Origin of the sequence: Streptomyces sp. NPDC014764, from assembly GCF_043082785.1 — a bacterium.
Lineage (GTDB): Bacteria > Actinomycetota > Actinomycetes > Streptomycetales > Streptomycetaceae > Streptomyces > Streptomyces althioticus.
The window spans coordinates 22,317-40,294 of sequence record NZ_JBIBXY010000030.1; the positions used below are offsets into that span (position 1 = coordinate 22,317).

At 75.2% G+C, this 17,978-nt stretch carries 5 protein-coding genes; 1 reads left to right on the plus strand and 4 read right to left on the minus strand.

Annotated features, from left to right (window positions below; all coding sequences use genetic code 11):
- The first annotated feature begins 29 nt into the window (after nt 1-29).
- Nucleotides 30-2,945, plus strand: coding sequence for an AAA family ATPase (locus ACF1AG_RS33845; RefSeq protein ID WP_391810969.1), 2,916 nt, complete (start codon nt 30-32; stop codon nt 2,943-2,945).
- A 17-nt stretch (nt 2,946-2,962) separates the two neighbouring features.
- Here the strand turns inward: ACF1AG_RS33845 and ACF1AG_RS33850 are convergent, their stop codons facing one another.
- From ACF1AG_RS33850 to ACF1AG_RS33865, 4 genes are all read right to left on the minus strand, one after another.
- On the minus strand, nt 2,963-4,210 hold the full coding sequence (locus ACF1AG_RS33850; protein WP_391810970.1) for an MFS transporter: 1,248 nt from the start codon (nt 4,208-4,210) through the stop codon (nt 2,963-2,965).
- A gap of 43 nt (nt 4,211-4,253) precedes the next feature.
- Entirely contained in the window at nt 4,254-5,483 is a 1,230-nt protein-coding gene (locus ACF1AG_RS33855; protein WP_391810971.1) for a cytochrome P450, read from the minus strand.
- Nucleotides 5,480-12,865 carry an amino acid adenylation domain-containing protein gene (locus tag ACF1AG_RS33860; protein ID WP_391810972.1) on the minus strand — a complete coding sequence of 2,462 codons (7,386 nt, stop codon included), beginning with the start codon at nt 12,863-12,865 and terminating at the stop codon, nt 5,480-5,482. The genes ACF1AG_RS33855 and ACF1AG_RS33860 overlap by 4 nt, the downstream gene beginning before the upstream one ends.
- 105 nt (nt 12,866-12,970) lie before the next feature.
- On the minus strand, nt 12,971-17,978 hold a 5,008-nt coding region (locus ACF1AG_RS33865), incomplete at its 5' end, for an amino acid adenylation domain-containing protein (RefSeq protein WP_391810973.1).

The following is a 17,978-nucleotide window of genomic DNA, read 5'->3' on the forward strand; positions in this document are numbered from 1 at the left end:
GCCGACTCGGCCGATTATCATCAGCGTTCATGCGTTCCCATGCGCCTTCCCTGGTCGGGCGGGACCTCCACCTCACCCAGCTCGAGCGCTCCCTGGCCGACGCCAGGCAGGGCATGGGCAGCGTCGTCTTCCTGGTCGGCGAGGCCGGGGTCGGCAAGTCCCGGCTCGCGGCGGAGGTGGTGGGCCAGGCAGTGGGTTCCGGGATGCGGGTGCTGCGCGGCCGGAGCAGCACCACCGGTCCCGCCGTGCCGTTCCGGCCGCTCACCGAGGCGCTGATGTCGCTGTTCCGCGGCGGCGATCCCATGGACGACCTCGCGCTCGGCCCCTACCGTCCGGTGCTGGGGCGGCTGATCCCGGACTGGGACACCGGGGAACGCGACGGCACTTCCATGGTCATCCTCGGCGAGGCCGTGCTGCGGCTGCTCATCGCGGCCGGTCGTGGCCAGGGGCAGCTGCTGCTGCTGGAGGACCTGCACGACGCCGACCCCGAGACGCTCGGCGTCCTGGAGTACCTGGTCGACAACCTGACCTACACGCCCGTGCTCCTGGTGGCGACGGTGCGCACCGACATCAGCGACGCGCTGGACCTCGCGCAGTCGGCCCGCCGCCGCGGGGCCGCCACCGTGGTGGAACTGCCGCCGCTGTCCCGGCCGCAGGTGCACGAGGTGGTCGCCGCGCAGCTCGGCGTGGACAGCCCCGGCGACGTCCCCGACGAGGTCTACGACCGACTGTGGGAGGACAGTGCGGGCAGCCCCTACCTCGTCGAGGAACTGCTCCAGTCCATGATCGGCTCGGGCACCCTGGTGCACGGTCCCGGTGGCTGGCGTGCCGTCGGCGATCTGCGCCGTGACGTTTCCTCAACGCTGGCGCGCGGCATCCTGCGCCGGATCGACCGGCTCGGCGCACAGGGGCTGACGCTGATGTCGGCCGCCGCGGTCCTGGGCCGCCGTTTCCCGCTCTCGGTGCTCCAGCGTGTCACCGGGGTCGACGACCGGACCCTGCTCGGCCATCTCCACGCCGGTGTCGCCGCCCGCCTGGTGGTCCCCGACGAACCCGCGCCCGACTGGTACTCCTTCCGCCACTCCCCCACGCTGGAGGCCCTGTTCACGCAGATGACGCCGGGCCGGCGCGCGGAGCTGGCCCGGCGGGGCGCCCAGGCCGTGGAAGAGCTGCACCCGGCACTGGAGGGCGACTGGTGTGCGCTGGCGGCCGGTCTGCGCTGCGAGGCCGGCGACCGGGTCGAGGCGGGACTGCTCTATGCCGACGCCGGCGGCCGCGCCCTGGCCGCGGGTGCCCTGAACTCGGCGGTGACCCTGCTCAGCCGGGCCGAGTCGCTGCTCGCCGAGGGGGGCGATCCGCAGGCGCGGGCCGCCGCCCTGGAGAACCTGCTCCCCGCGCTCGCCGAGGCCGGTGACTTCGCGCGCGCCTTCGACCTGGCCGACGACCTGCACGCGCTCGGCGGAGAAGGGCTGAGCCCCGTCCGGCTGGCGACGCTGCACGCCCGGCTGGCCAAGGTGGCGCACACGGCGGGGCGGTGGAGCGACGGCAACCGGCAGGTGGACCGCGCCCGCGAGGTGCTGACGGGCAGCCCCGACGAGGCCGCCGCGGCGGCCGTGGACGTCACCGCCGCCTACCTCGCCCTGGACACCCCCGGCCCCGACCGGACCCAGCACGCGGAGAAGCTGGCGCGTTCCGCCGCCGACACGGCCGAGCGCCACGGGCTGCCGATCGTCGCCTGCCAGGCCTGGGAACTGCTCGCCACGGTCGCGCGCGAGCGGGATCCGCAGGAGTCGGAGGCCATGCTCGGACAGGCGATGTCGGCAGCCGAGCGGCACCGGCTGCCGTTGCAGCGCATGTACGCGGCGACCCGCATGGGCGGCAACGCCTGGCTGGCCGAGGGCGACACCGGCGGGCTGCTGTCGGCCCGTGAGGAGGCCTTGCGGCTGGGCTCGGTGAACATCGTGCACACCGTCGACGGCATCCTCGTCCTGGACGCCGTGCTGCGCGGCCGGAACGACGTGGCGCGTGCGGCCGCCGCGGAGTGCCTGGCCGTCGTGCGCCGGCTGCGGCTGGCCCCGGCCGTGCGGTACGTGGTGATGGCGCAGGCCACGCTGGAGGCCCACCGCGGTGACCGGCAGGCCATGGAGGCGACGCTGGCGGCGTTCACCGAGTGGGACGGGGCCGGTTCGCAGGAGGAACCGCTCACCAGGGGCCTGGCCGGCGCGTTCTGCGCGCTGCTCGAGGAGAACCGGGAACTGGCCCGCGAGGAGCTGGCGGCGGTGCAGGCCATGGAGGCGGACAACCCCTCCACCTACCATCTCGGCGGCACCCACGGACTGGGGCTCCTGCTGGACGTGCTGGAGGGTGACGCCGACCGGGCCCGGCACGCGGAGATCACGGCGACGGCGATGGCCCGCATGCGCTGGAACCGGCAGTTCGTCCACCTCGCCGAGGCCGTCCTGCTGGGCCGGGAGGGGGCCGGCCCGGACGCGGCGGCCACCGTGGAGCGGGCGCTGGCGGCGGCGGAGCCGTATCCGCTGGCCCAGCACCTGGGGCTGCGGCTGATCGCGGACGCCGCGCACCGGGACGGCTGGGGGGATCCGGTGGGCTGGCTGCGGCGCGCCGAACACCACTTCCACGAGCGGAACATCGCGGCCGTCACCGGTGCCTGCCGGGCGGGACTGCGCCGTCTGGGCGCCCCGGTGCACCAGCACCGCAGCGGCACCAGCGGCATTCCCGAGCAGCTGCGCACGCAAGGGGTGACGGTCCGGGAGTTCGACGTGTTCCGGCTGCTGGCGGAGCGGCTCAGCAACAAGGACATCGCGGATCGGCTGTTCATCTCGCCCCGGACGGCGGAGAAGCACATCGCCAGCCTGATCACCAAGACGGGGGCGGCCGACCGCGCGGACCTGTGCGCGCGGTCGGCCGCCCTGCGCTCGGGCTGAACGGGCCGCGGGCGGGTTCAGCGCATCTCCCGCACCGCCCGGGATCCGAGCACGGCGAGCCCGGTGACCGCGAGGACCGCGGCCACGACCCCGAACAGGGCGAGGTGTCCCGTCCCGGCCAGGGCGCCGCACAGGATCAGCGACAGGGGGGCGGCGGCGTAGCCGAGGACCATGTCGACGGAGACGACGCGGGTGAGGACGTCCTGCGGGATGTTGCGCTGGATCCAGCTCAGTCCGAACACGCCCTGGTAGCCGATGGCGAAGCCCATGGCGAGGACGGTCGCGATGACGACCGGGGTGTTCTGGGCGAGGCCGAGGACGGCCATTCCGGCGCCCAGCCAGCCGGCGAGGCCGGCGACCAGGAGGCCGACGCGGGGCCGTCCGCCGACCGCCCCGCCGACGAGGGTGCCGAGGACCGCGCCACCGGCCAGGGCGCCGTTGAGGACGCCGAGGGTGGCCGAGCCGCCGCGCAGCACCTGGTCGGCGAGGGTGGCGAAGCCGACCGTGAAGGGGCCCGCGTAACAGAAGTTGACCGCGGTGTCGAGGGCGACGATGGTGCGCAGACGCGGGTCGCGCAGAGTGAAGGTGATGCCCTCGCGGATGCGGGCGCCGAGGGAGGGCCCCTTCTCCTCCGGCGCGGCCTTGGGCGTGTCGGGCCGGGGGCGGGTGCGGATGCGGGCGACGCACAGTCCGCACAGCGCGAAGCAGACGGCGTCGACGAGGAAGGCGACCGGCGCCTGGGTGAGGGCGATGACCGTGCCGCCGACGGCGGGGCCGAGGACGGCGGCGGTGCGCGCGCCGGCGCCGAGCAGGGCGTTGGCCGGGGCGAGCAGGTCCTTGTCGACGACCGACGGCAGGATGGAGACGCGGGCGGGCTGGAAGAAGGCGTCGACGGCGCCGAACGCGGCGGCCGCCGCGCACAGCATCCACACGGTGAGCTGCCCGGTGAGTCCGGCGATGCCGACGGCGGCCATCAGGGCGCTGCGGGTCCAGCTGGAGGCCACCATGAGGGTGCGGGTGGACCAGGTGTCGCCGAGGGTGCCGCCGACCAGGGTGAGCAGGGCGCGGGGCACGGCCTGGAAGGCCAGGACGTAGCCCAGGGTGAGGGTGGAGCCGGTCAGGCTCAGGGTGATCCAGGAGAAGGCGACGACGCTGAATCCGTCGCCGAGCAGGGAGAGCGCCTGCCCCGTCCACAGCAGGCGGAAGGAACGGTGCCGGGCGGGCGCCCACAGCCGCGGGCGGTCCGCGGCGAGGGTCGTGGCCATGGGGTGCCTCTCTTCGGGGGACGTGTGCGGTCCGGTCAGTAGGTCAGTAGTGGACGGGCAGGGCGGTGAGGCTGCGGTTGAGCAGGGACGGCTGCCAGGAGAGCCGTGCGGGGTCGGCGAGGGCGAGGCCGGGCCGCTCGGACACGAGCGTGCGCACGGCGCACACGGCGACGAGGCGGGCGAGCGCGGCGCCGATGCAGAAGTGGGCGCCGAAGCCGAAGCCGAGGTGGGTCGCGCCGCTGCGGGTGACGTCGAAGCGGCCCGGGTCGGGGAAGCGGGCGGGGTCGCGGTTGGCGGCGGCGGTGACGAGGAAGATCCGGTCGCCCGCGCGCAGGGTGTGGCCGCCGAGTTCGAGGTCCTTCGCGGCGGTGCGGATGGACATCTTCGACGGCCCGTCCAGGCGCAGGGTCTCCTCCACGGCGCCCTGGGCCAGGTCCGGCTCGGCGCGGACGGCGGCGAGCTGGCCGGGGCGGATGTGCAGGGCCAGGACGGTGTTGGCGATGAGGTTGCTGGTGGTCTCCCCGCCGGCGAAGGCCATCTGGGTGAGCATGCCGACGAACTCCTGCTCGCTGACGGTGTCGCCGACGCGGCCCTCGGCGAGGACCTGGCTGATGAGGTCGTCGCCGGGCTCGGCGCGCCGCCGTTCGACGAGCGCGCCGAGGTAGTCCTCCAGGCTCACCAGCGCCTGGAGGGAGGCCCGGTACTCGCTCTCCTCCTGGGCGGTGCCGAGCACGAGGTCGGCGACGCGGGCGTTCCAGTACCAGAACGAGGGGCCGTCGGTGGGCGGGATGCCGAGCCAGCGGGCGAAGACGAGGGCGGGCAGCGGTTTGGCGACGTCGGCCATGAGGTCGCCGCTGTGGCCGGGAGCGGCTTTGCGGGTGAGGACGGCCCGGGTGACCTTCTCGGTGAAGGCGCTGTAGCGGGCGACGGCGCGGGCGGCGAAGGCCTCCTGGAAGACCTGGCGCAGCCGGCGGTGCTGGGGCGGGTCGTTGAAGACCATCCAGCGGGACAGGATGGAGAAGGCGCGCTCGGCGTCCTCGCGGGCTCCTTGCGGCACGGCGTCCATCAGGGGGCGGACCCGGTCGGCGGAGACGGCGCGGTCGCGCAGGCAGCGCATGACCTCGTCGTAGCCGGTGACGAGCCAGGCGTGGTGGAGCGGGCTCCACTGCACGGGGTCGCTCTCGCGCAGGGTGTCGAGGTGGCCGTAGGGGTCGGCGACCAGGTCGGGGGCGAGGAGGTAGCGCTCGGTGGGGGCGGGGGCGAACGTGGTCATCGGGCTTCTCCGGTCTCCAGGGCGGCGAGCAGGCCGGCGATGCCGGTGACCTGGGGCTCGGCCATCATCGACATGTGGTCGCCCTCGGTGATGTGCAGGGTGAGCCCGTCGCGTGCGGTGGCCCGCCAGCGTTCGACGTAGGTGTCGAAGTCGACGTCGAGGCCGGGCATCGGGACGCCGCGGGGCAGGTTCGCGGCCTCGCTGCCGACCACGAGGTGGAGGTGGCCGGGGTAGGGGCGGACCTCGTAGGCGGCGAGTGCGGCGAGCAGGGAGTGCCAGACCTCGATGGGGGCGCCTTCGACGAGGGCGGCCTCGGCCGGGCTCATGCCGGCGCCGAGGAGGGTGGCGGTGAGTTCGGCGGTGGCGCGGTCGCGCTGCGGGGAGTCGGGCATTTCGCGCAGCCGGTCGCGCTGGCGCTGGGCCTCGCGCAGGTCGCGGGTGACGCCTTCGAGGCGGGCGCGGGCGGCGGGGTTGGGCAGGTAGGGCTCGATGAGGACGAGCGGGGCGACTCGGTGGCCGGACTGGTGCAGCTGGGTGGCCATCTCCAGGGCGATGTTGGCGCCCATGGACCAGCCGAGCAGGGCGTGCGGGCCGGGCGCCGAGCGGTCGGTGATCTCGGCGGCGTAGTTGGCGGCGATGCCGGTCACGGTGCTGGGGTCGACGCCGCCGAGCAGTCCGCGGGCCTGGAAGGCGTGGACGGGACGGCCGGGCGGCAGGGCGCGGGCGAGCGGCACGAACCAGGCGGCGCTGCCGCCGGTGGGGTGCACGCACCACAGGGGTTCGCCGTCGCCCTGGCGCAGCCGCACCTCGGAGGTGACGGTCCGGGGCAGTCCGGCGCCGACTGCGCGGGTGGCGTGGGCGGCGAGGCGGGCGAGGGTGGGGTGTTCGATCAGGTCGCCGACGGTGACGGGCAGTCCGCGTCCCGCGGCCATCAGGGACACGCGGACGGTGGACAGGGAACTGCCGCCGATCCGGAAGAAGTCGTCGTGGACGCCGATCCGGGACAGGCCCAGCACCTCGCGCCAGATCTCGGCGAGGATCCGCTCGGCGGGGGTGGAGGGGGCGACGTACGCGGTCTCGTCCTGGTCGAGTTCGGCGGGCGGCAGGGGCAGCGCACGCCGGTCGGTCTTTCCGCTGCGGTTGACGGGCATCTCGTCGAGGAGGACGAAACGCGAGGGCACCATGTAGGCGGGCAGTGCGGTGCGCAGGGCGCCGCGCAGTTCCTCGGGGGTGTGCCGGCCGGAGTCGTCGGTGACCAGGTAGGCGACGAGGGCGGGTTCGCCGCCGGGCAGGTCGGTGCGGTGCAGGACGACGGCCTGGCGGACGCCGGGCAGTCGCCGCAGGGCGTGCTCGATCTCGCCGAGTTCGATGCGGAAGCCGCGCAGTTTCACCTGCGCGTCGCGGCGGCCGAGCCATTCGACGGTGCCGTCGGGCCGGTAGGCGCCGAGGTCGCCGGTGCGGCACAGCCGCTCGCCGGGGCCGCCGTAGGGGTCGGGGACGTAGGTGGCAGCGGTGAGGCCGGGGCGGCCGAGGTAGCCGCGGCCGACGGCCTGTCCGCCGAGGTGGATCTCGCCGGGGACGCCGACCGGGACGGGCTGGAGGTCGTCGTCGAGGACGTGGACGCGGGTGTTGCGCATCGGGGTGCCGACGGGCGGCCGGCCCTGGCCGGGGGCGAGGTCGGCGGCGACGGACCACACGGTGGTCTCGGTGAGGCCGTACACGTTCTGGAAGCGGCGGCCCCGCGCCCAGCGGTCGGCGAGTTCGGCGGGGCAGGCCTCGCCCGCGACCTGGAGGACGCGCAGGTCGGGGAAGGTGTCCTCGCCGAGGACGGCAAGGGCACTGGGCGGGAGCATGCCGCCGGTGACGCGGGCCTCGCGCAGGGTGCGGGCCAGGTCGGGGCCGGGGCGCAGGTCCTCCTTGGGTGCGGTGACCAGGCGGCCGCCGTTGGCGAGGGCCCAGGTCAGTTCCAGGATGGAGGCGTCGAAGCCGAAGGACGCGAACTGCAGGACCCGGTCCTCGGGGGTGGGGCCGACCAGGTCGCGCTGGCCTTCGAGCATGTTGGACAGGCCGCCGTGCGCGATGGCGACGCCCTTGGGGACGCCGGTGGAGCCGGACGTGTAGATCAGGTAGGCGAAGGTGTCGGCGTCGGGCTCACGGCCCGGCACCGGTCCGACCGGCTCGGCGGGCACGTCCAGGTGGAGGGTGGGGCCGTCGAAGGGGACGGCGCCCTCCAGCGCCCGCTGGGTCAGCAGCACCCGCATACCGCTGTCCTCGGCCATGAACGCGAGCCGGTCGGTGGGGTGTTGGGGGTCCAGGGGGACGAACGCGCCGCCGGAGCGCAGCACGCCGAGCGCGGCGCGTACCCAGTCCGGCCCCCGGTCGACGCAGATGCCGACGACGCTCTCGGGTCCGACGCCGAGCAGCCGCAGGCGGCGGGCGATCTGTTCGGCCTGCTCGTGGAGTTCGGCGTAGGTCAGGGTCTGGCCGCGGTGCTCGACGGCGACCGCGTGCGGGGTGCGGGCGGCCCATACGGCGACGTGCTCGTGGAACAGCAGCGGCGAGGAGGGCAGGTCCGGGCCCGCCGCCCAGCCGAGGACCGTCTCACGGGCGGCGCCGGTGGCGGCGGGCCGGCGGATCCGGGCGTGCGGGTCGGCGGTCATGGCCTCGAGCTGGGCCACGAAGACGTCGGCGACCTGTTCGGCGGTGGCCGGCGCCACGTACGCGGGGTCGGCGTCGAGGGTGAAGGCGTTGACACTGGCGTTGACCAGCAGCGGGAACATCGTGCGGGCGATCTCCAGGGAGTCGTCCCAGGAGTCGTGCGCCAGGCGGTGGAAGTTGACGTAGTTGAAGACGGTGTCGGTCAGGTTCGGTTCGGTGGGCCGCAGTCGGGCGATGCGCACCAGCGGGACCCGGCGGTGCGGCAGCATCTCCTGCTCGGCGCCGAACACGTCCCTCAGGTAGGTGAGCCAGTCGCCGCGCGGGCGGTCCACGCCGAACGGCACGGTGTTCAGGAACAGTCCGCGCATCCGGTCGGCGCCGGGCACCTCGGGGCGGCCGTTGGTGACCAGGCCGATGCTGTGGCCCCGCACGCTGTCGTCGCGGTCGGCGAACAGGCTCATGGTGTGGTGGAAGGCGGCCAGCAGCACGGTGCGGCGCGGCACGCCCGCCTCCTTGGCGAGGCGTCCGATGCGTGTCGCGAGGTGGGCGTAGGAGCGGCGCACCTCGTGCACCGGCGGACCGTCCACGGCGGCCGTGTCGGTGCGCCGGCGCAGGGTGACCGGGCGCAGCGCGGCGAGCCGGTCGCGCCAGTAGGCCAGGGAGTCCTCGTCGGCGAGCGCGGCCCGCTCCAGGGCGACGTACTCGGCGAAGGCCGGGACGCTCGCAGGGCGCGGCGCGGTACGCCGGGTGACCGCCTCGCGGTGCAGGGCCAGCAGGTCGGCGACGAGGGAGGTCAGACTCCAGCCGTCGAGGACGACATGGCAGTCGGTGAGGACCAGGCGCAGGTCGTGGTCGGTGACGTGGTGCAGGTGGATGCGGACGAGGGGGGCGGCGGCGAGGTCGAAGCGGCGGTCGAACTCGGCGTCGACGAACCGGCGCAGCCGCTCGCGCTGCTCCTCGCGGGGCAGTCCGCGCAGGTCGGTGTAGCCGACGGGCAGGTGGGCGGTGCGGTGGACGAGCTGGAGGGGTTCGCGGTGGCCGACGAGGTCGACGGAGGTCCGCAGGATCGGGTGGGCGGCGACGACGGCGTCGACGGCGGACTGGAAGGCGGCGGCGTCGAAGCCCTCGGGGACGGTGATCTTCAGGTCGGTGACGTTGTGGTAGGCGCCGCGCCGGTGGTCGGCGAGCATCTCGTGGAGCATGCCGGCCTGGAGCATGGTGAGCGGGTAGGCGTCGGCGAGGCCGTCGGGCAGCCGGTCCCGGTCGGCGGGGTCGACGAGGGAGAAGGGGGCGACCGGCTCGGGGGCGTCGGCGGCGTCGGTGACCAGTTCGGCGAGGTCGGCGAGGGTGCGGGCGCGGAAGACGTCGGCGACGGAGAAGCCGAGCCCGGCGAGCCGGCCGACGCCGACCAGGCGCAGGGCGAGGATGGAGTCGCCGCCGAGGTCGAAGAAGTTGTCGGTGCGGCCGACCCGCTCCACGCTCAGGACCTGCCCGAACACCTCCGCCAGGGCCTGCTCGGTCGGTCCCTGCGGCGGGACGTGCGCCGAATCCTGGGCGGTGGTGGGGCGCACGGCGGTCAGGGCGGCGCGGTCCACCTTGCCGTTGGCGGTCAGCGGCAGGTGTTCGTGGCGGACGAACAGGGCGGGGACCATGTACTCGGGCAGCGTCAGCCTCAGTCCCTCACGCAGGGCGGGCGCGTCCAGGGGGCGGCCCTCGGAGGTGACGACGTGGGCGACGAGGCGGGCGGCGCCGCCGTCGCGCCGGGCCACCACGGCGGTGTCCGCGACGCCGGGCAGGGCGCGCAGGGCGGTCTCGATCTCGCCGGGCTCGATCCGGTAGCCGCGGATCTTGACCTGGTGGTCGGCGCGGCCGACGTAGGCGAGCTGTCCGTCGGGCAGGACGCGCACGAGGTCGCCGGTGCGGTACATCCGGGAGCCGGGGGCGCCGAAGGGGTCGTCGAGGAAGCGCTCCGCGGTCAGCTCGGGCCGGTTGCGGTAGCCGCGGGCCACTCCCCCGCCGGCCACGTGGAGTTCGCCGACGGCGCCGTGCGGGACGAGGCGGCCCCAGGCGTCCAGGACGTAGCCGTGGGCGGCGGTGAGCGGGCGGCCGACGGGTGAGCGGACGTCGCCGTGGACGTCGTCCTCGGTGATGGTGCGGATCGTGACGTGGACGGTGGTCTCGGTGATGCCGTACATGTTGACCAGGTCCGGGCGGGGCCCGGGGGCGGTGAACCAGTCGCGGTAGTCGCGCACGTCGAAGGCGTCGCCGCCGAAGACCACCGTCCGCAGGGCGAGGTCGGTGAAGTCGGCCCCGTTCTGGGCGAGATGGGCGCGCAGCCCCTTGAACGCGGCCGGGGTCTGGTTGAGGACGGTGACGCCCTCCTCGCGCAGCACCCGGTGCACGGCGGCCGGGTCGCGCACCTCGTCCCCGGTGAGGACGACGACGCGTCCGCCGGTGGCGAGGGGCGCCCACAGCTCCCACACGGAGAAGTCGAAGGCGGGCGAGTGCATCAGGGTCCACACGTCGTCGGGACCGAAGTCGAAGTGCCGGTCGGCGGCGCCCAGCAGCCAGGCCAGGTTGCCGTGGGTGATCTCGACGCCCTTGGGGCGGCCGGTGGAGCCGGAGGTGTAGATGACGTAGGCGAGGTCGTCGTGGGCGGGGGCGGTGTCCTCCGGCGACGGCGCGGCGCCCGCTCCGGCGGTGTCCTGCGCCGCGGGGTGCGGGTCGTCGGCGTCCCGCTCGGCGGCGCTCAGTTCGAGCAGCCGGGCCGGCAGGCCCTCCACCGCGTCGCGGGTGGCCGCGTCGGTGACGATGAGTTCGATGCCGGAGTCGGTGACGGTGTACTCACGGCGCGCCTTGGGGTGCGTCGGGTCCAGCGGCAGATAGGCGGCTCCGGTCCGCCAGACAGCCAGGAGGGCGACGGCGAGGTCGGGGGTGCGGTCGAGGCAGACGCCGACGAGGGCGCCCGGAGTGACGCCGGCCGTGCGCAGTCGCCGCGCCAACGCGGATGCCTGGGCGTCCAGTTCGGCGTAGGTCAGGCTCCGGCCCGAGCCGGTGACGGCGCGCGCGTGGGGGGTGCGGGCGATGTGTCCGGTGAGCCGGTCGGCGGCGGTGCGCGGCAAGGCGGCGGGCGTGTCGGTCCTTCGGGCGGGGCCGTCCGGGCCGAGCAGGCGGGCGCGTTCGGCGGCGGTGAGGGGGTCGACGGTGCTCAGGGGCGCGTCGGGGCGGGTGCGGAACGCCTCCAGGAAGGCCACGGTGTGCCGGGCCAGCGCGGCGACGGTCTCCTCCTCGAACAGGTCGGGGCGGTAGACGAAGGCGAGTTCGGTGCGCCCGGCGCCCTCGCGCAGGTCGAGGGTGAGGTCGAACTTGGCGGTGGTGAGCCCGATGCGGTACGGCGCGCCCTCGGCCTGCCCGAGGGCCAGGGTGCCTGCGCCGGTCTCGGTGTGCGTGTAGAGCACCTGCACCAGCGGGTTGCGGGCGAGATCGCGTTCGGGGCTGAGGGCCTCGACGACCTTCTCGAAAGGCAGCGACTGGTGGGTGAACGCCTCCAGGACCCGGTCGCGGGTGCGGGCGAGGAGCGTGGCCGGGGTCGGGTCGTCGGAGAAGTCGCCGCGCATCACGAGGGTGTTGACGAAGAACCCGACGAGCTGTTCGGTCTCGGCCCGCTCGCGGTTGGCGACGACGGTGCCCACGGCGATGTCGTGCTGTCCGCTGTGGAAGGCGAGCGCTGCCTGGAAGGCGGCGAGCACGGTCATGTAGGGCGTCGTCCCGGCGGTGCGGCCGAGGGCGGCGAGTGCGTCGGTCAGGGCGGCCGGCAGGGTGACGGTGTGCACGGCGCCGTGGCCGGCGGGCGTGTCGGGGCGCGGACGGTCGGTGGGCAGGTCGAGCGGGGTCAGTCCGGCGAGCCGGGAGGTCCAGTGGTCCAGGGCCCGGCCCTGGTCGGCGGCGCGCTGCCAGAGGGCGTAGTCGGCGTAGTCCAGGGGCAGTTCGGGCAGGTCGGCGTCGCGGCCCTCGCGCCTGGCCCGGTACAGCTCGGCGAGGTCCCGCACGAGGACGTCGAGGGACCAGCCGTCGGAGACGATGTGGTGCATGGCGAGGACGAGGACGTGGTCGTCGTCGGCCGCGCGCACCAGGGTGGCCCGGAAGGCGGGTTCGCGGGCGAGGTCGAAGGGGCGCAGGGCGGCGGCGTGTACGGCGGCGTCCACCTGCCGGGCGGCGGTCTCGCCGACGGGGACGGCGTCCGCCTGGCGGACCGGGTCGGCGTCCGCCTGGCGGACCGGGTCGGCGTCCGCCTCGCGGACCGGGCCGGCCTCCGCTTCTCCTCCCGCGGCCGCGTCGACGACGTCGAGCACGGCGTCGCCGGCCGGCAGGACGCGCTGGTACGGGACGCCCTCGTGCTCGGGGAAGACGACGCGCAGTTGTTCGTGCCGTGCGACGAGGTCGGCGAGGGCGGCGCGCAGGGCCGGCACGTCCAGGGGGCCGCGCAGCCGCCACGCGGCGGGCAGCAGGTAGGTCGCGGCGCCGGGGTCGAGGCGGTCCAGGAAGTACAGGCGTTGCTGGGCCGGGGACAGCGGGGTTCGCTCCGGGCGGGGCCGGACGCGGACGGGGCCGTCGTCGCGGACGGCCGACCGGCCGCGCAGCCGCTGCTCCAGCAGTCGCCGGGCGGCCGGGGAGAGGCCTCCGCCTGCGGGCTGGGGGCCGGGGCGCACGTCGGGCGTGGTCATGAGGGCACTCCGAATCTCAGGGTCAGGGGCAGAGCTGCGGGCCGGGTGGCGAACCGGACGGGCGTCGGCGGGCGGCCGTCCAGGTTCGGCGGCGGAGCTCGGTGGTCAGAGTTCGGCGGTCAGGGACAGGTCGATCTCGTCGTCGCTCATCTGCGAGATCAGCTCCAGCAGACGGCGTTCCACCTCGGCGGCGAGCCGCTCCACCGTGGGGTGTTCGAACAGGTCGCGGACCTGGAAGGGGCAGTCGAAGGCGGTGCGCAGCCGGGAGGCGACCGACACCGCGCGCAGGGAGTGGCCGCCCAGCGCGAAGAAGTCGTCGTGGATGCCGACCCGGGGCAGGTCGAGGACCTCGCACCAGATCTGGGCGACGACGGTCTCGGCCGGCGTCCGCGGCGGCACCAGGGTGGGCGCCTCGCGGGTCTCCGGCTCGGGCAGCGCCTTGGCGTCCAACTTGCCCTGGACGGTCAGCGGCAGGGCGTCGAGCAGGACGAACGCCGAGGGGACGAGGTAGTGGGGCAGCTGGGCCCGGCAGTGGGCGGCCAGGGACTCCTCCAGCAGGCCGTCCCCGGCGACGTAGCCGACCAGCGCGGGTTCACCGTGCAGAGCGCGGACGACGACGGCCGCGCCGCGCACGCCGGGGTGGGCGCGCAGGACGGCCTCGGCCTCGCCGGGTTCGACGCGGAAACCCCGGATCTTGACCTGGTCGTCGTTGCGGCCGAGGAACTCCAGCTCCCCGTTGGGCAGTCGGCGCACCACGTCACCGGTGCGGTAGGCCCGGGCGCCGGGTCGGCCGTGCGGGTCCGGCACGAACCGCTCGGCCGTCAGGGCGGGCCTGCCGAGATAGCCGCGCGCCAGCTCCGGTCCGCCGACGAGGAGTTCGCCGGGCACGCCGTGCGGGGCCAGGTCTCCGCGCGCGTCGACGACGTAGGTGCGCCGGCTGCCCAGCGCCCGTCCGATGGGCACCCGGCCGTCCGGCCGGGCCCGCAGCGTGTGCGCGGTGGCGGAGACGACGGCCTCGGTGGGCCCGTAGGTGTTGACGACCGCGACGCCGGGCAGGTGGGCGAACCAGCGCTCGAGCGGGTCGGCGGGCAGCGCCTCTCCGCCGGTCACCAGCAGCCGCAGGGTGCGCAGCCGGGGCGTGAGGGTGTCCAGGCGGGCAACGACCTCGGCCCAGTACGACGGGGTGAGCTCCATGACGGTGATCCCGGCCTCGGCGACGCGTTCGGCCAGCTCCTCGGGGGCCCAGATCTCATCGGGCCGCACGTGCACGCCTGCTCCGACGCTCAGCGCGGGCAGGATCTGCTCGAGCGAGGCGTCGAAGGAGGTCGAGGCGAAGGTGAGCACCCGGTCCCGGTCGGTCAGCGCGAACAGCTCGCGAGCGGCGGCGACATGGGCGTCCAGGGCGTGGTGTGCGACGCCGACGGCCTTGGGCCTGCCGGTGGAGCCCGAGGTGAAGATGACGTAGGCGAGGTCGTCGGGCCCGGGGGTGTGGCGCGGGCCGTCGGTGCGGGGCGGCGCGTCGTCGAGGTCGACGCGCCGCGCGTCCAGGGCGTCCACGGTGGCGCGGGTGGCCGCGTCGCACAGGACGTGCCGCACCCCTGCCTCCCGGAGCATGTGCTCCAGCCGTCGGGCCGGCAGCCGGGGGTCGAGCGGGACGTAGACGCCGCCCGCCCGCCAGACGGCGAGCATGGCGGTGACTGCTCCGACACCCCGGCTCACGCACACGCCGACCGGATCGGCCGGGGTGACACCCGCGGCCACGAGCGCGGCCGCGATCCCCCCGCTGCGGGCGTCGAGTGCGCGGTAGGTGAGGGTGGTCCCCTCGCAGGCGAGGGCCGTGGCATCCGGTCGTCCCTCCACCGCGAAGGCCGGCGCCGGCGGGGCGTCCTGGCCCGCGGCGGCGAGCAGGTCGCGCCGCTCCTCCGGCGAGAGGAGGGGCGCTTCGTCGACGCGGGTGTGCGGGGCGTCGACGAGGGTTCGCAGGAGGCGTCCGACGTGTTCGGCGAAGCGGACCGCGGTGGCCTCCTCGAACAGGTCGGCCGCGTACTCCACGTTGAGGGCGAACCCGGCGTCCCGGACCACGAAGGTCGCGGTGAGGTCGAACTTGGCCGAACTCCACGGCAGGGCGAGGTCGGTGGCGTCCAGGCCCGGCAGCGCCGGGCCGCGGCCCGCGGAGTCCTGGACGTCGACCATGACTTGGAAGAGCGGGTTGCGGGAGAGGTCGCGTTCGGGCCGCAGCCGTTCCACGACCTTCTCGAACGGCACCTCCTGGTGACCGAAGGCGCCGAGGACGACGTCCCGCACGCGGTCGACGAGACCGGCGAGGGTCGGCCGCCCGGACAGGTCGGTGCGCAGGACGACCGTGTTGACGAAGAAGCCGACCAGCGGCTCCAGTTCGAGCCGGTCGCGGCCCGCGACGGGGGTGCCGACGCAGATGTCGTCCTGTCCGGTCCAGCGGGCGAGCACGGCCTGCGCGGCGGCCAGCAGCACCATGAAGCGGCTGGCTCCGTGCTCCCGCGCCAGGGCCTCGACCCGGCCGACGAGGTCGGGGGGCAGGTCGATCTCGACGGCTCCTCCCCTGCCGGTGAACGCGGCGGGGCGGGGCCGGTCGGTGGGCAGATCGAGCACGGGCGCGCTGTCGAGCGCGGCTTCCCAGTAGGCGAGTTGGGGCTCCATGGCGCCGCTGTCGGCGCGGTCGCGCTGCCAGACGGCGAAGTCGCCGTACTGCACGGGCAGTGGCGGCAGCGCGGCGCTCCCGCCCTGCAGGCGGGCGTGGTAGTGCCGGGCGAGTTCGTCGAGCAGGACGTTCTTGGACCAGCCGTCGGTCACCGCGTGGTGCAGGCTGATCAGGACGACGTGGTCGTCCTCGGCGAGCTCCCACACGCCCGAGCGCAGCAGGGGCGGTCGGGCGAGGTCGAAGCGGCGGGTGGCGAAGGCCGCTGCGCGCGGGCGCAGTCCGGCCATGCGGTCGTGTCCCTCGGCGGCCTCGGGTGCCCGCTCCCAGTGCAGCGGGACGCCGACCGGCGGGCACACCTCCTGGACGGGGCGTCCCTCGCGCTCGATGAGGGCGGTGCGCAGCACCTCATGGCGGGCGACCAGGTCGTCCAGGGCCTGCTGCCAGGCGGTGCGGTCCAGTCCGCCGCGCACCCGCCAGCAGTACCGGAGGAGATAGGACTCGCCGTTGTCGGAGGTGCGGTCCAGGAACCACAGCCGTTCCTGTGCGAAGGACAGCGGCAGGGGCCGGTCGCGGTCGACGGGCGCCACGTCGGCTGCCCCTTGGACCCGGGAGCCGGCCACGACGGGCGCGAAGCCGCGGACGGTGGGGTGTTCGAAGACGGTGCGCAGCTCCACCTCGCGGCCCAGGCGCTGGGCGATCCGGGAGACGGCCATGGTGGCGAGCAGGGAGTGTCCGCCGAGGTCGAAGAAGCTGTCGTCGAGTCCGACCCGGTCCAGGCCGAGGACGTCGGCCCACACCTCGGCGACGACCCGTTCGGTCTCGTCGCGCGGCGCGGCGTAGGCGGGCCCGGAGGCGGCTCGGGTGTGCGCGGGGTCGGGCAGCGCGGAGCGGTCGAGCTTGCCGGAGACGCCGACGGGCAGCGAGTCCAGGACGACGAAGTCCGAGGGGACGGCGTGCTGCGGGAGGTGGCGGGCGCACCAGGCGCGCAGGGCGGCGCGGTCGGGGGCCGGGTCGGCGCCCTCGGCGGGCACGACGTAGCCGATCAGGCTGCGGCCGGTGGCGCGGGCGGGGCGGGCGGCGGCCTGGGCGACCTGAGGGCAGGCCCGCAACACGGTCTCGACTTCGCCGAGTTCGATGCGGAAGCCGCGGATCTTGACCTGGTCGTCGTGGCGCCCGAGGAACTCCAGTTCCCCGCTCGCTGTCCAGCGCACGATGTCGCCGGTGCGGTAGAGGCGTCCGCCGGGCGGGCCGAACGGGTCGGGCACGAAGCGTTCGGCGGTCAGGGCGGGCATCTGGAGGTAGCCACGTGCCACCTCGGCGCCGCCGATGAGGAGTTCGCCTCCGACGCCGACGGGCACGGGTTCGCCGTCGCCGTCGACGACGTACACGCGCCGCTCCCCCAGCGGCCGGCCGATGGGCACGGTGTGGGCGGGCGGGTCGTCGGCGTCGTAGGTCGTGGCGGTGACGGTGGTCTCGGTCGGGCCGTAGGCGTTGCAGACGCGGACGTGGGGGACGGCGGCGCGCCACGCGGCGAGGGTGTCGGGCGGGACGCTCTCGCCGCCGAGGACCAGCAGCCGCAGGCCGCGCAGCCGGGCTGCGAGCCGGCGGTCGAGGGAGAGGGTCAGCTCCGCCCAGTAGGTGGGCGGCACGTTGACGACGGTCAGGCCGTGCCGCTGGACGATCTCGGGGACCTGGGTGGGCAGCCACGGTTCGTCGGGCCGCATGACGACGCGCGCGCCGGTGGTGAGGGCGGGCAGGACCTGGTCGAGGGAGGCGTCGAAGGAGAACGAGGCGAATGCCAGGACGCGGTCGGCGGCGGTGATGCCGAGGCGCTCGCGGGCGGCGGCCACGTGCGAGGCGAGGGCGGCGTGCTCGACGCCGACGGCCTTGGGGCGGCCGGTGGAGCCGGAGGTGAAGATGACGTGGGCCAGCTCCCTCGGATGGGGCCGGTGCCGGGGGCCGTCGGCGTCGGGGGCGACGGCGCCGGTGTCGAGGAGGACGGGGGCGAGACCGTCGGCGTCGGCCGCGGTCGCCGCGTCGGTGAGGACGCAGGCGAGGCGGGCCTGTCGCGCCATGTACCGCAGTCGCTCGGCGGGGAGTTCGGGGTCGAGGGGCACATAGGCGCAGCCGGCGCGCCAGATGCCCTCGATGGCGGCGACCGACCAGGGCCCCCGGCGCAGCAGCACGCCCACGGTGCCGCCGGGTTCGACCCCTGCCTCCCGCAGGGCGGCGGCCAGTCCTCCGGTCATGGCGTCGAGTTCGGCGTAGGTGACGTTCTGGTTCCCGCAGCTCAGCGCGGTCGCCGTGGGGTCGCCGGAGAAAGCGAGGGCGGGCGCCGGGCCGGCGGGGCGGTCGGGGGCGCGGTGCCAGTCGGGGCGGGGCCGGGCGAGGGCGCCCGGTCGCGCGGGGAGCGCGCGGAGCAGCTCCCGCACGGGG